Source organism: Candidatus Binatia bacterium (assembly GCA_029248525.1).
Classification (GTDB): Bacteria; Desulfobacterota; Binatia; order UBA12015; family UBA12015; genus UBA12015.
Genome location: JAQWJE010000043.1, coordinates 1 through 13,840, shown reverse-complemented (window position 1 = coordinate 13,840; position 13,840 = coordinate 1). Strand labels below are relative to the sequence as shown.

Genomic DNA, 13,840 nt, shown 5'->3' with positions numbered 1-13,840 from the left:
CCGCAATCAGTGGCGGCCGGGGGAGAGGCGGACATCTGATCGCAGGGTCCGGTTTGACGAATCAAGGGCAGGTCGTGCAGAGTATGCGTTTTGTTCTCCGATCCGTCAGGCTCTCTCTCATGACTGCCCAAGCCGCCTTTTACCGCTACATGCTGAATCCCGTGATGCGTGCTCTTTTGCGATCGCCCCTGCATGGGATTGCGAGTGGCAGCATCGGTATCTTGCACTTCAAGGGCCGCCGCACCGGGCGTTCGTTGGACACGCCGCTGAGCTTTATGCGGGAGGGCGAAACGATTTGGCTGCTCTCGGCCACAACGACCCGCTGGTGGATGAATTTTCGCGGCGCTGATGCTCTTCCGGTCGAGATGGAAATCGCCGGAAAATATTATCCGGGTCATGCCCGGCTATTCGAAGGCGATAGTGAAGCGCTGCGTGATGGCGTGCGCCGATTCATCGCCGCGGTGCCGCGGGACGCCCCGATCTATGCGCTGAAACTCGATGCGCAAAAGCAGGTGAGGGAAGAGAGCCTGGCCGCCGGGGCGGCAGATTTGATCGTGGTGCGGGTCGACCTCGGCTAGATTTATTCCGCCCGCGAAATCGATTGCATCCGAGCCTAGAGATCCTCGGATGCGTGATCCAGGCCCATGCGGAGAATGGCTCGTACGTGGTCGTCGGCGAGTTGGTAATACATATGCTTGCCCTCTCGGCGTCGGCTGACGAGCCCATCGGCTCGGAGCAAGCGCAGCCGCTCGGACATTGTCGACATTTTTTCGTCCAGCTCTTCTGCGAGCTCGGTGACGCAATGCTCGCCAGTCATGAGCAGTTCGAGTAGGCGCAGGCGACTTTCGTCGCCTGCGCAGCGGAACAGTGCCGCCGCCCGCTCGATGACTGCCGGCGCGCTGGGCTGATGCTCGTGCGGCTCGTGGCTGCACGAATCATCCGGCGGCGAACGATGGCTTTTGGTCAAACGACGTCCACGCGACCGTGGTCGTCGCAGTGATCGGAATGCGGGTGGTGCAGCACGCCATCGACCAGATAGTCGGTATGATCCCCATGCGGCACGGCAGGGTGTCCGCAACTGGCTCCATGGACGTGCTCGGCCTCTGCGGCGGCCGGTCGGCATCCATCCGGGTTCGTGTCACCGATCTCGACACGACACTCGTCGACGTGTCCTTCGTGGTCGTGATGCATATGGCCATCGTGCAGGTAGTCGACGTGTCCGTCGTGGCGGATCGCCACATGACCGCAATTCGTGCCGTGTGCGTGATTATGTCCGTCGTGCGTCTCGTGCTTCATGTTGAGCTCCTTTTCAATTCATCAATTCAACGATCCATGAAGTATAGAAATGATGCGGGCGAGTCAAGCCCTGTTCCGTCTCGAACCGGTGTCGGGCCGGGCCCTTCCGGGCGGAGCGATGGTCCACAGCCACGCATTGTGGCCGATTTCCTGAGGCAATCCCTTGGAAATTCGTCCAGATCCGTATGAGCCATCCCGCGAAACCTTCGGCGCGGTGGCAGCGACGCCGCGTCCTGTTTCGAGGGTAGGATTACCTGCAGCAATTCCTCCGGAGACGACAGGTTCGGCGTCCGGCGGCATCCCCGGAGAGGTTTGGGCGCGAGATCTCTGCGGCTGCTGGCCGGGGCGGCACAGCTTTCCGGCTGAGCAGTCGGTCTCTTGAATCTGCGATGGAAAGGGGATAATCCCGCAAATTCGGAATTTTCTCCATAGCCCTGACTGTCCGATGCGGCAGCCTTGTTCGGCCGGGATCATTTGCCTGGCGCCAGAGGATACGAAAAATGAAATTGTCTATTTGGTTGGTGGCAGCAGTCATTGGTCTTGGCGCGAACTTCGCGGCCGCGAGTGAAACCGTCGTTGTTGATCGATCCATGTCGGAACAGGAAGTGCTGGATGCGCAGCAAGGATGGTGCAAGGCGTTGCTCGATATCGGCAACGTCCACACGAAAGAAGGCCACGCGGCTGCCAAGGCTCTCGCGGGCCAGGTAATTGATGGGGCGTACGCGTATCAGATGGGCGCCGTTCTCTTTAAGCCCACACTGACGGTGAACCCGCAGACCTTCCGTACGACCCGCGATGGCGCGCTGTCCTATTTTGTCGGAGGAGACTCGGCGTTCCCCAACGACGATGGTTTTGCGCTCAAGGGCTGGAAGAAGTGCGAGATCGAAAACGCGGCCATCTTCATTACGGGCGATAGCGCAACGACCATGGGGAAAGTGCATTTTACCGACAAGGACGGAAACAAGACCTCGGTCGACAAGACCTGGGTGTTCGTCAAAGACGACTTGGGAACGCCGAGAATCGCCACGCACCATTCGTCGCTGGAGTATCAGCCCTAGAAATTGGACCAGGCCGCGCGGGCAGGTCCAACGAGCAGGGCTGCGCGGCAAAGACCGATTGACTTGCTTGGCGCTCGGCTAGCCCGAGCCCTGAGCTTCGGGGCTCGGCTGACCAGCCAGAAGTCTGCATGCGCCCCCGGCACGGGCGCTGGCCCGGCCTGCCGCGCCCTCCTCAGGGCTACCAACTCCGTGATGGCCAAAGGCAAGCTCGAATACAAAGCCGGGCTGATTTTCGAGCGTGTGGAGGGAGGGCGATCCGCCCCCGGACCTGCGCTTGCTGGTCAAGGATCCCGACGGTGACGTGCGGCTCGACCTTGATATGCCGGCGGGCCTCGGGACAGCCATGCTTCCCTTGGCTAAAAGAGGTTCCATTCAGTAGGCTGAGCCTCCGAGGTTTCAGGGTGATGGCGTTAGCATGAAATGGAACATTCCGACCCGTGACGGCGGATACAAAGCCGCGGCCTTGGCGCGTCAGGCGCGTTTGACCAAGCCCGCAGGCGCTCTGGGTGCATTGGAGGACGTCGCGGTCTGGTTGGCCGATATCCAGCAGTCCGACCAACCGATCGCTGACCCTGCGGCGACCATCGTATTCGCATCGGATCACCCCGTTTCCCGGATGGGCGTGAGTGCCTACCCGCGCGAGGTGACGCCGATGATGGTGATCAACCTCGCAACCGGCGGCGCGGCCGCTTCGGTTCTGGCTCGGATGAACGGCATCCCTCTTCATGTTGTGGATGTAGGCACCGAGGCCTACCCCGACCCCCAACCGGGACCGGGACTCCATTGGACCCGCGTCGATCCGGCAGGGGTCGTTGGCGACCTTGTAACGTCGGATGCAATGGACGAGCGCGCGCTCGAGGCTGCCCTCAAGGCAGGCGCAGAGGCCGTGGATGCGTTGCCTACGGGAACCCGGATCGCGATCTTTGGCGAAATGGGCATCGGCAACACCACCCCGGCGTCCGCCATCAGCGCTCGCTTGATGCAAACGACGGCAGCCGAAGTGGTCGGCCCCGGAACGGGCGTGCAGGGCGAAGCATTGGAAGCCAAACGCGCCCTGGTCGAGAAGGCTCTTGACCGAACGCTAGGTACAGACGAACCCCTTGCCGTGCTTCGCCGATTGGGTGGACGTGAGATCGCGGCCATTGTCGGCGCCATGGGGCGAGCGGCAGAACGGGGCATGGCGATCCTGGTTGACGGGTTCATCGTGAGCAGTGCAGCGCTGGTAGCCGCCCGACACGATCCGCAAATACGTGACCATATGTGGTTTGCTCATCGCTCCGGCGAGCCCGGCCATGCTCGGATTCTCGCATCATTAGGCGCCTCTCCCCTGATCGATGCCGGCATGAGGCTGGGCGAAGGGAGTGGCGCCTTGGCCTCCTTGCCGCTGATCCAGGCCAGCGTTGCCTTGCACAACCAAATGGCGACGTTCGAAGAGGCCTCCGTGCCCGACAAGGCAGAGTGATGCCGGAGTGGTTGCGCGCATTTCGTGCCTCGTTCACGTTCCTCACGAGGATACCGGTGGGCGGGTTCCCCTATCCGCCCAAAACCTGGGAATGGATATCCATCTGGTTTCCTCTGGTGGGTGCCCTGATCGGCTTGCTGCAAGTTCTGGTGTGGGTAGGACTGGACGGCTACTCGGATCCCACCCGGGCGATCGTTGTCGTCACCCTGGGCATTCTGGTGACCGGCGGATTTCACGAAGATGGTCTGTCCGACTCGGTCGATGCACTTGGGGGAGGCTACGACCGGGATAATGTGATGCGGATTCTCAAAGACAGCCGCATCGGTGCCTTTGGTGCGCTTGCCTTGATCGTCGCTCTATTGCTCAAGGTAAGCCTGCTGGTTGACCTGGGCGCTCTGGCCCCGGTCGGTCTGGTTCTGGGCCAATCCTTGTCGCGAGCCTTGCCGGTCATGCAGTTGGGACTGCAGCCCTATGCCCGAAGAGACGACCCCCAATCCAAATCGCGAGATGTGGCGCGGTCTGGCCGGGTGCAGGCGCTGATCGCCATGGCTTGGGTCGTATTGATCGCTGGGGCGGCTTGGGCTTGGGGCGTCCCGGCCCGGGGGATCCTGGAGGCTCTTTTCGGGATGGTGGTGGTCGGTGTGGTGCTGGGGGTTTATTTCCAGCGACGTGCCGGCGGGTTGACCGGAGACTTCATGGGAGCACTGCAGCAGGTTTCGGAGTTGGTCATTTTGATGGCGCTGGTTTCGACGTGACGATCTGGACGCTACGTCACCCTCCTGTGGACCGCCAAGGCAGGTGTGTGGGGCAAACGGTCATCGAGACCACCATATCCGGTGCGGACGCCGTTGCATTGGCCATGGAGGCGGCGCCTTTTCGGCCGGGAAAGTTGTTCAGTTCGGACCTTCCGAGATGCGCGACATTGGCCCGTGACTTGGCGGCGGCCTGGTCGGTGCCGGTGCGCACGGATGCTCGGCTGCGCGAGATGGACTTCGGAGAATGGGAGGGCCGGACGTACGATGCGATCGACGCCGAGGATGGCCCGCGTTGGCGCGCATGGTGTGCGGACTGGCAGACGATAACGCCCCCGGGTGGAGAATCTTTGCATGCCTTTGCCAGCCGAGTCGGGGGGTGGTTGGAGGACCAGGCGCCGTCACCCACAGACGCGATCGTGACCCACGCAGGCGTCATTCGCGTCTTTCGAGCCTTGGGTGGGGCCACTTGGGAGGAAGCGATGGCATCTGACAATCCTTTTCTGGGCTGGATCCAGCATTCGATCCAGCATTCGATTCAGGACCGGTTTCGAAGACCAAGTATCTCCAGTTAGGCAAGGCCGCCCAATGGCCTCGCGAAGAGAAGGAAGGATATCCCCAGTGCTGGCGCGGGATAGTCGGACATCGCGAATCGCGCTTGTTCTCTCGCTGGTCTTGCTGCAGCTTCCCGGAGCTTCCCGGAGCGGCAGCCGCCCCGGAGTTTTGCGCCAAGCCTCAGCGAGGGTCGGGCGGTCGCTCCCCACCGGGCCGCACGCGTGCGGCTGAATCCGAGTCAGCCTCGACCACCTTTGTCTCGCGGCTCTCTGGCGTCGGATCCACGGTCTAAAGTCGCCACTTGCCTTCTCTATGTCGCTGAATCTCCATGAGTTTCCCTCGCCTTCATCGAGTTTGGCAGAGGAAGGTCAAGCGACTTCACCATTGACTCCTTCCGACCCCATTGATTCAATGAGCATATGTACATTGGATATACCGAGGAACAGGAAGCGCTCCGCAGTGAGCTTCGCTCGTACTATGAGAATTTGCTGACCCCGGAAGTCGTCCGCGGTCTTCACGAGGGGCAGGGCACCGGTGAGGTGATGCGCTCGGTTGTGAAGCAGATGGGCGCGGACGGATGGTTGGGCGTGGGCTGGCCGCAGGAATACGGCGGCCGTGGTCTCAGCCCGATCGAGCAATTCATCTGGTTTGATGAATCGATGCGCTCGGGAGCGCCTGTGCCGATGCTGACCATCAACACCGTCGGTCCCTCGATCATGAAGTTCGGCAGCGAAGAGCAGAAGTCCTTCTTCCTGCCCAAGATTCTTAAAGGCGAGATTCATTTTTGTATCGGCTACACCGAGCCTGCCGCCGGTACCGACCTTGCGTCCCTCACCACCAGAGCCGACCGCGAAGGCGATGAGTTCGTGATCAACGGGCAGAAGGTTTATACCAGCTTGGCCGGCGACGCCGATTTCATCTGGCTTGCTGCGCGCTCGGACCAGGAGGTCGCCAAGCATAAGGGCCTGTCGATTTTCGTCGTCGACATGAAGACGCCGGGGATCAAGGTCGACCCCATGACGTTATTGTCCTCGCATGACATCAACACGACATTCCTCGATGACGTGCGAGTGCCCGCCTCGGGCGTGGTGGGGAATCCGGGCGACGGCTGGGCGTTGATCACCAACCAGCTCAACCACGAACGCGTGACTCTTTGTTCCGTCGGTATGCTTTCCGGTGCCTATGAGGCTTGTATGGATTGGGCCCGCGAAACCCGGATGCCGGACGGCAAGCGCGTGGCGGACCAGGAATGGGTCCAGGCCAACTTCGCCAAGATCCGGGCCGGTCTGGAATACCTGAAGTTGCTTAACTGGAAGGTTGCCTGGGCCTCCGAGCAAGGCCCTCTGGATGTGGCGGATGCCTCGAGCATCAAGGTCTACGGGACCGAGTTCTATCTGGATTCGGTTCGCATGCTGATGGAGGTGCTCGGTCCTCGCGGTTACCTGAGCGCCGACTCCGAAGCGGCCGTGATTGGCGGGCGTCTCGAGAATCTCTACCGCTCCTTGCTGATCCTGACATTTGGTGGCGGCACCAATGAGGTCCAACGAGATCTCATCGGATTGTTCGGGATGGGTTTGCCCCGGATTCCTCGTCACTAAATCCCGAAGATACAAGTCAAGGCAGGCAGAGAGCAGGAGTCGATATGGATTTTTCGTTGAATGAAGAACAAACCGCGCTGGTCGATCTGGCCGACCAGATTCTGACCGAGAAGGCAACGCATGAAAGTATCCGCGCCATCGAGCGCGCCGAAGGCCCACGCTTCGATGCCGATTTGTGGAAGACTTTGGGCACCAGCGGGTTGATCGGTGTGGCCTTGCCGGAAGCCTATGGTGGGGCCGGCATGGGTTTTCTGGAATTTTCGGCGATTCTCGAAAAGGTCGGCAAGACGGTCGCACCGGTGCCATTGCTCGAGACCGTGGTCCTGGGGGGCATGCCTCTGGCCGCTCACGGAACCGAAGAACAGAAAAAAACACTTTTGCCCGCGATTGCCTCGGGCGAGCAGATCGTCACCGCCGCTCTTCTCGAGGATTTGCGGGAACCGGTGGATCCTGGCACGACAGCGGCGGCGGACGGAAATGGATGGGTTCTCGACGGCCACAAGATTGCGGTGCGCGCTGCGGAACTCGCCAGCCAGATTCTGGTGCCGGCGAAAACCGCGAACGGGATCACGATCTTTCTTGTGGATCCCACAGCTGACGGCGTGCATCTGACCGCACTGGATACCACGACTGGTCAGCCCGAGGCCGATATCAGGCTCAACGGGGTTCGGGTCGCGTCCGAGGCGATCGTCGGCGGCCTCGATCAGGGCGCGCCGATTGTCGCGGAAATGGTCTTGCAGGCAAATGCCGCACTTTGTTCCTACGCGGTCGGTGCTTGCGAGTCGGCCTTGGCCCTGACGTCGGATTATATCAAGACCCGCAAGCAATTCGATCAGCCGATTGCGATGTTTCAGGCCGTCGCCCACCGGGCTGCAGATTCCTACATCGATACCGAAGCTCTGCGACTTGTGGCCCGCCAGGCTGCCTGGCGAATCTCCGAGGGATTGCCCTCGGAGACCGAAGTAGCGATCGCCGCCTATTGGGCCACCACCGGTGGGGATCGGGTGCTTCATGCTGCCCAGCACCTCCATGGCGGTGTCGGTGTGGACCGGGACTATCCGCTGCATCGCTTTTTTCTCGCCATGCGGCATCTCGGTTTGACCATGGGCGGTGAAAGTCGCCAGCTGCAGGCATTGGGCCGGTTGGTGGTGGATTAGGGCGCATGCAGGAGGCGCCGCCTCTTTGGATATTGGCGGGAACAAACCCGTCGGCTCCGGCGCTTGTGGATGCTCGCGGCTCGATGTCCTGGCTCGAACTCGAGGCGCGGACCAACCAGCTCGCCCGCGGAATTGAGGGTCTCGGGCTGGTGCCCGGGGACCATATCGTTCTCTCGGCAAGCAATCGGCGGGAATTTATCGAAAGCCTTCTTGCCGGCATGCGTGCCGGGATGGTGGTGACACCGGTCAAGACCGGTTGGCGCGCCGAAGAGTTGGCCTATGTGCTTCAGGACGCCGATACGCGCCTGGTGATGACTGACGGTGCCGTGGCTCGCGAGACCGCCGACGCACAAGCCGTCCCGGTTCTGGATCTGGATCAGGGCGTCGGGAAGAGTCCCGGGCAGGGTGTCGAGCAGGGTTTCAATCAGAGTTTTGAGGACTGGCTGTCCGAGCAGGACGAAGCACCCTTGCCGCACGATCGATGCGGCGTCCGCATGTCCTATACCTCGGGCACGACGGGGCGCCCCAAGGGTGTGATGCGGGCGATGGATGTCGCGCGGCCGTTTGCCGATGCCTTTGCGGCGAGTTCCCAATTTGCACGCATCCTTGAGGTGCCGAGCTTCGGGCCCCATTTGAATGTCTCGGCGCTTTTTCATGGGGCACCTCTGGCCTTCAGCCTATCGCTTCTGGCAGCCGGGGCGCCGATGCATATTTTGGGTCGCTGGGATGCCGAACTCGCGCTCGAGGCACTTGCCGACGGAATCCATTCGACCTGCATGGTGCCCACGATGTTCCGCCAAATTCTGAGTCTGCCCGAGGAAGTGCGCGCGCGATTTTCGGCACCCGCGCTCAATTGCGTCCTGCACGGTGGCGAGCCCTGTCCGCAGCCTCTGAAACACGAGATGCTTGCGTGGTGGGGCCCGATTTTGACCGAGTATTACGGCATGACCGAAGGGGGCATGACAGTCGCCAATGCCCGCGAATGGCTCGGCCGGCCCGGGACGGTGGGGCGGGCCACGCGAGGCATGTCCGTGGAGATCCGATCACCGGAGGGCGAGAAACTGCCCGCAGGATCCTCGGGGGTGATTTATTTCCGCAATCCGGCCGGACGCACCTTCCGCTACCGCAATGAACCCGAGAAGACCGACGACGCCTATCTCGACGAGGGTGCTTTTACGGTGGGAGATATCGGTTTCCTCGACGACGAGGGCTATTTGTTTATCTCGGGCCGTAAAGCGGATCTGATCGTGTCGGGTGGGGTCAATATCTATCCGGCCGAGATCGAGGACCTGCTGCATGGACTCCCGGAGGTCGCCGATGCTTGCGTGACCAGTGAGCCCGACGAGATCCGCGGCGAGAGCGTTGTTGCCTGCCTGGTGCTCGCTCCGGCGGCGGCTGCCGAGCAAGACGCGGCAGTGGCGCGAATCGAAGCTGCCTGCGAGCAACGTCTGGCCGGGTACAAACGGCCCCGTCGCTTTCTGGTCCGCACGGAGGTGCCGCGCGACGGCACGGGCAAGCTCTTGCGCCATCAGGTGCGCCAGGAGCTCTGGGGCGATCGCTCTCCGTTTGCGGGGTAGGGATTGTTGCGTTTGCGTCTTGCAAGTCCGGCTTTCGCCTGAGAGTACTCCGAGAAGTGGCTGATAATTCGATTGAAACGGGGCTGGCAAGATTTGTTGCGGCAAAGCTTCCCGACGTGAGCAATGTTCTGGTCGACGAGGTCGATCGGATTCATGGGGGAGCTTCGCGCGAAACCTACCGACTGCGGCTGCAGTACGATGAAGATGGGCAGACCCGGGAACGCCGGTTGATCCTGCGGCGCGACCCCGAGGGGAGTTTGATCGAAACCGAGCGCAGCGTGGAATTTGCGGCCTACCGGGCGATGCTCGGCACGGCGATTCCGGTGCCGGAGGCTCTGTGGCTGGAGGAAGGCGACGGCTGGTTGGGTGCGCCGTTTTTCGTGATGGAGGAGCTGCGCGGGTACAGCTCGGACCTGACCGATCTGGTGTCCCCCACCTACGCCCCATTGGCCGACAAGCTGGCCGAGTCCAAATGGACGATTCTCGGCAATTTGGCGCGTCTGGACCCCGCCGATGTCGGGCTCAACGAAGCCTTCGAGGTGCCCGAGCGTGATCAATGCTGGCGTCGTGAGTTGGATAAATGGGAGACCATTCTCGACAAGGAGGAGCGTACGCCGCAGCCCGTAACCCGGGCAGCGATTCGTTGGCTGCGTCGCAATCCGCCCCCGCCGCCGGACCGCATTGGTGTCGTGCACGGCGACTACCGCAGCGGAAACTTCCTTTTCGATACGGAAGGCGTGCAGGCCATTCTGGATTGGGAGATGTCTCATTTGGGAGACCCTCTCGAGGATCTCGGTTGGAGCCTCTCTCCCTTATGGCATTTTGCGAAAGATGATCGAGCAGGAGGGTTGGTTCTCCCCGAGCAGGCAATTTCGATCTGGGAGAAGGCTGCCGGTCGCGAGGCGGATCGGGATGCCTTGTATTGGTGGCAGCTGTTTTCCTGTGTGAAGGGACAAGCAATCTGGGTGACGGCCGCCCGCGAGTACGTCGAGGGTTCCAACAAGGATGTCGTGATGGCGCTGTCGGCGTGGTCGATCGCTCTATCGCAGGATGTGGGGACTCTGGCGGTGATGGAGAGGCGACGATGAGCGTACAACCGATGAAAATTGCGCAGACTCTCGCTGCCAGCTTCTTGATGGGGCAGGTCGTGGCACCGCGTGGGTCCTACGAGACGAAATCTTCGATGCTCGCCGGCGTGCTTCTCATGATGTTTGCCGAGGATGCCGACAAGATGGCCGAACGCCTGCACGAGGAAAATGCCGCGATGCGCGAGATCTTCCGCGATGCCGACGATCTGGTCGAGGATGCCGATCTGGTCGGGCGTCTCGAGGCGTCGATGGTCTCGCAAAACTCCCTGCGTGTCTCGATCCTGCAGGCAGAGAACGACGGGATGCGCGCCGTGTTTGCGGATTTGCAGGCAGCGCTCGAAGAGATCGATTCGCCGCCGGCTGCCGCACTCGAGCAGCGCATGTGGGAGGAGCTGAAGGCTTCCACCCAAAGAAGGTCGCTCGCCTCCCAGCCTCTCTGAGCGCTGTGGCACGGCGGTTTGCGAGTCGGGTCGCGACTCGGGTTGCAATTCCTGTTGCCAAACCGGATCGTCAACACATGATCGATCTTGGAAAAATTGGAATTTGGGCCTTTCTCGACATGATGCCGGCGCAGGAGTCCCAGCGCTGTGCCAAACAGATCGAGGATCTCGGTTTTGGTGCCTTGTGGATTCCCGAGGCGGTGGGGCGCGAGATCTTTACCAGCTCGGCCCTTCTTCTCGCGGGGACCGACAAGCTGGTCGTGGCGACCGGGATCGCGAACGTCTGGGCGCGCGATGCGATGGCGATGGCGTCGGCGCAAAAGACGCTCTGTGAAGCCTACGATGGACGCTTCCTGCTCGGCATGGGCGTAAGCCATGCTCCCATGGTCGATTCCGTTCGTGGACATGCCTACAACAAGCCGCTGACGTATATGCGCGAATATCTCGACAAGATGGATCAGGCGCCGTTTTTTGCGGCGACCCCGGCCGAGCCGCCGCAGCGAGTTCTGGCTGCCCTGCACCCCAAGATGCTCGCGCTGGCCGCCGAGAAATCGGCCGGTTCGCATCCCTATTTCGTGCCGCCTTCCCATACGGCGAAGGCCCGCGAGGCTCTTGGCCCCGATAAATTCCTCGCGCCCGAACAGGCGGTCTGTCTCGAGACGGATCCCGAAAAGGCGCGCGCATGGGCCCGGACCCATATGCAGATCTATATCGGCCTGCCCAACTACCGCCGCAATCTGGAGAACCTCGGTTTCGAGGCGGCCGATTTTGAAAACGGCGGCAGCGATCGACTCGTGGATGCAATTGTTGCCTGGGGCGATATCGAAGTCATTCGAGAGCGCGTGATTCAGCATCAGGAAGCGGGTGCTGATCATGTCTGCCTGCAGGTGGTCGGACCCGATATGTCGCACGTACCGACGGCTGAGTGGGAGACCCTGGCGGCAGCGCTTCTCTGAAGCGGGACCTAGCCGAGAAGGCGGAGCCGAATATCGGCGACGCTCATGAGGGTGTTGGTCCCGGTGTCATGAACCTCGACGCGGGCCAGCGCCTCATCTTCGCGGCAGCGCAGCAAGAACGCCTGGCTTCGGTAGGGCCCCTTGGGCCCCTGAGCCAGGTAGCGGACGGTGAGGTCCTCAGTAATGGCCGAGAACCCGCGCGCGGTCAGCAGCGATTCGGCGGCGGCCTCTGCCAATGCAGCCACAGATCCTCCCTGTAATGTGCCAAACGAGTTCAGGGTATAGTCGGTTCGACGCAGCGTGCAGATGCCGTTTTCGGGGTCCGTCAGCTCAATTCCCGTCTGCTCACGGTGCGCGGCATGCAGGCCACCGCCTGCCGCGCCGAAGGATTTCCGCTCTCGGGCAACCGGCGCGTCGACGGGGTTGAGGTTCAAGGTCAGCTCGGGGCGCTCAATGCGGGCGAACGTCAAGGTCGCATGGCCGACGGGTCTCGGTGTGGCAGGCCCCTCATCTTCGATGGTGACCTCGGTGATGATGTTCCGCCTGCCGGCGCGCAGGATCTCGGCGCGGGCGACCAACGTCGGGCCTGCGGGCGCCTCGAGCACATGCAGGGCCAGATCAGCGGTCGCCATCCAGTCAGGCAGCAGAAACTGGAAGGTGACGGTTGCCCCTGCGAGGTCGGCCAGCGTTGCCAGTACCGAGGCTTCGACCCGACCGTCGGGGGAGAGGACCTCGGGCACCACGGGCATCCGCGATCGAAAGTAGTTTTCGGGCCCGGTTTCCATCTCCAACTGTAGATCGCGAAGAATATGTCGGGGTGGGGGGTATTCGCGGGGTGGGACGTCAGGCGATGACATTCTTCTCCAAGCTTTAGCCGTAAGCAACTGATCTCGCAAGGTTTTCTGGGGGCAGGGTCGTTCCCTATCCCGTCTTCGTCACATGGATTCCGGAATTCGCTCTCTCTGTTGACGGTCGCGGTTATCCAAAGGTACTACTTGTAGTCCAAGATCGACTAACCACGAACGGAGCAAGATCCCATGAAAACCACAATCCTCCCTCTAGCCATCGCGCTGGCTTTCTCGTTTACCGCCGTCCCGGCTGATGCCGCGCTGAGTAACGCAGACAAGTGCGAAGTCTTCCGCGCCAAGACGGAGATGAACTTCGCCAAATGCCTGAAGGTCGCCAATCTGCTGGAGGCGAAAGGCAAGACGGGAGACCGCGCCAAGTGCGTGACCAAGTTCGACCAAGGCATTGCCAAAGCGAAGACCAAGTTTGTGAACGACAAGCTGAATGTCACCGAAGCCGAGTGCAGCCTGAATCAGGAAGCGGTCGATGCGATCAAGGCGCTTGATCTAGTGGCTGCTGGTGTCGCGTTGGCCGATTACGGCCTCGACTCCGGCGACCTGCCACTTTACCAAGATATTCAAGATCTGATTGATGACGCGGTAGATGCCGTCGATATCACCTCGGACAACGCGGCGCTCTGTACGGATGCCGGCGGCACCTATGATGCAGGCACCGACACTTGCACCCCGGGCTACAATTGCACGATTGGCGCGATGTGTAGCGCCTGCGCCGCGAAACATCCGGAGGCTATGGGGTGTTCCCCCAACAATTATGTCGGACACACCGCGGCTACCTCTGGATGCGTTGAGTTTGATTGGGAAGCGAACGTGAGTTTTGTTTCAAATATCAGTCCCACAGGCATCCCTATCAATGGTGCCTTATACTTCCTTACCTGTGAGTGACTAGGCGCACCCCGCCCGTCCCGCACCTGCGGGCTGTTTGAAAAACGACGACGAACACAAATCGATGTCTCCAAACGCCGCGTGCGGCCTGCTCATGAAGCGGGCTGGGCGCGGCGTTTGTGCGTCAAGGCGGACGGTGGAGGTCGAGATGGA

General features: G+C 61.4%; 15 protein-coding genes. 12 read left to right on the top strand and 3 right to left on the bottom strand.

Annotation, left to right across the window (positions count from 1 at the left end; translation table 11 throughout):
* Positions 1 to 119 precede the first annotated feature (119 nt).
* A complete protein-coding gene (locus tag P8K07_10360) occupies positions 120 to 578 on the top strand; it encodes a nitroreductase/quinone reductase family protein (protein MDG1958918.1) in 459 nt (152 codons plus the stop codon).
* Positions 579 to 613: 35 nt separating this feature from the next.
* On the opposite strand, the gene P8K07_10355 is transcribed toward P8K07_10360, so the two are convergent.
* Together P8K07_10355 and P8K07_10350 are read right to left on the bottom strand one after the other, a co-directional pair.
* A complete protein-coding gene (locus P8K07_10355; protein ID MDG1958917.1) occupies positions 614 to 967 on the bottom strand; it encodes a metalloregulator ArsR/SmtB family transcription factor in 354 nt (117 codons plus the stop codon).
* Entirely contained in the window at positions 964 to 1,296 is a 333-nt protein-coding gene (locus P8K07_10350; protein ID MDG1958916.1) for a hypothetical protein, read from the bottom strand. The genes P8K07_10355 and P8K07_10350 overlap by 4 nt, the downstream gene beginning before the upstream one ends.
* A gap of 500 nt (positions 1,297 to 1,796) precedes the next feature.
* Between P8K07_10350 and P8K07_10345 the strand changes: the two genes are divergently transcribed.
* From P8K07_10345 to P8K07_10300, 10 genes are all read left to right on the top strand, one after another.
* Complete coding sequence (locus P8K07_10345) at positions 1,797 to 2,354, top strand: hypothetical protein (protein MDG1958915.1); 558 nt, start codon at positions 1,797 to 1,799, stop codon at positions 2,352 to 2,354.
* Between the two features lie 415 nt (positions 2,355 to 2,769).
* On the top strand, positions 2,770 to 3,816 hold the full coding sequence (gene cobT, locus P8K07_10340; GenBank protein ID MDG1958914.1) for a nicotinate-nucleotide--dimethylbenzimidazole phosphoribosyltransferase: 1,047 nt from the start codon (positions 2,770 to 2,772) through the stop codon (positions 3,814 to 3,816).
* Positions 3,816 to 4,571, top strand: a complete 756-nt coding sequence (locus P8K07_10335; GenBank protein ID MDG1958913.1) for an adenosylcobinamide-GDP ribazoletransferase — start codon at positions 3,816 to 3,818, stop codon at positions 4,569 to 4,571. The genes cobT and P8K07_10335 overlap by 1 nt, the downstream gene beginning before the upstream one ends.
* Positions 4,568 to 5,143: a histidine phosphatase family protein gene (locus tag P8K07_10330; GenBank protein MDG1958912.1), complete on the top strand. Its 576-nt coding sequence runs from the start codon at positions 4,568 to 4,570 to the stop codon at positions 5,141 to 5,143. Before P8K07_10335 ends, P8K07_10330 begins: the two co-directional genes overlap by 4 nt.
* A 399-nt stretch (positions 5,144 to 5,542) precedes the next feature.
* Entirely contained in the window at positions 5,543 to 6,721 is a 1,179-nt protein-coding gene (locus P8K07_10325; GenBank protein ID MDG1958911.1) for an acyl-CoA dehydrogenase family protein, read from the top strand.
* A gap of 44 nt (positions 6,722 to 6,765) precedes the next feature.
* A complete protein-coding gene (locus P8K07_10320; protein MDG1958910.1) occupies positions 6,766 to 7,878 on the top strand; it encodes an acyl-CoA/acyl-ACP dehydrogenase in 1,113 nt (370 codons plus the stop codon).
* 32 nt (positions 7,879 to 7,910) lie between these two features.
* Positions 7,911 to 9,455 (top strand): AMP-binding protein, encoded by a 1,545-nt coding sequence (locus P8K07_10315; GenBank protein MDG1958909.1) that lies wholly within the window; start codon positions 7,911 to 7,913, stop codon positions 9,453 to 9,455.
* A 56-nt stretch (positions 9,456 to 9,511) separates the two neighbouring features.
* Positions 9,512 to 10,543, top strand: coding sequence for a phosphotransferase family protein (locus tag P8K07_10310; protein ID MDG1958908.1), 1,032 nt, complete (start codon positions 9,512 to 9,514; stop codon positions 10,541 to 10,543).
* Positions 10,540 to 10,983: a hypothetical protein gene (locus P8K07_10305; GenBank protein ID MDG1958907.1), complete on the top strand. Its 444-nt coding sequence runs from the start codon at positions 10,540 to 10,542 to the stop codon at positions 10,981 to 10,983. The genes P8K07_10310 and P8K07_10305 overlap by 4 nt, the downstream gene beginning before the upstream one ends.
* Before the next feature lie 77 nt (positions 10,984 to 11,060).
* A complete protein-coding gene (locus P8K07_10300; protein ID MDG1958906.1) occupies positions 11,061 to 11,939 on the top strand; it encodes an LLM class F420-dependent oxidoreductase in 879 nt (292 codons plus the stop codon).
* Between the two features lie 8 nt (positions 11,940 to 11,947).
* Here P8K07_10300 and P8K07_10295 read toward each other — a convergent pair whose 3' ends face one another.
* The gene (locus tag P8K07_10295) at positions 11,948 to 12,796 is read right to left on the bottom strand and encodes a PaaI family thioesterase (GenBank protein ID MDG1958905.1); all 849 of its coding nucleotides are present in this window, start codon (positions 12,794 to 12,796) and stop codon (positions 11,948 to 11,950) included.
* 180 nt (positions 12,797 to 12,976) lie between these two features.
* On the opposite strand from P8K07_10295, the gene P8K07_10290 reads away from it, so the two are divergent.
* Positions 12,977 to 13,687: a hypothetical protein gene (locus P8K07_10290; GenBank protein MDG1958904.1), complete on the top strand. Its 711-nt coding sequence runs from the start codon at positions 12,977 to 12,979 to the stop codon at positions 13,685 to 13,687.
* The last annotated feature ends 153 nt before the right edge of the window (positions 13,688 to 13,840 follow it).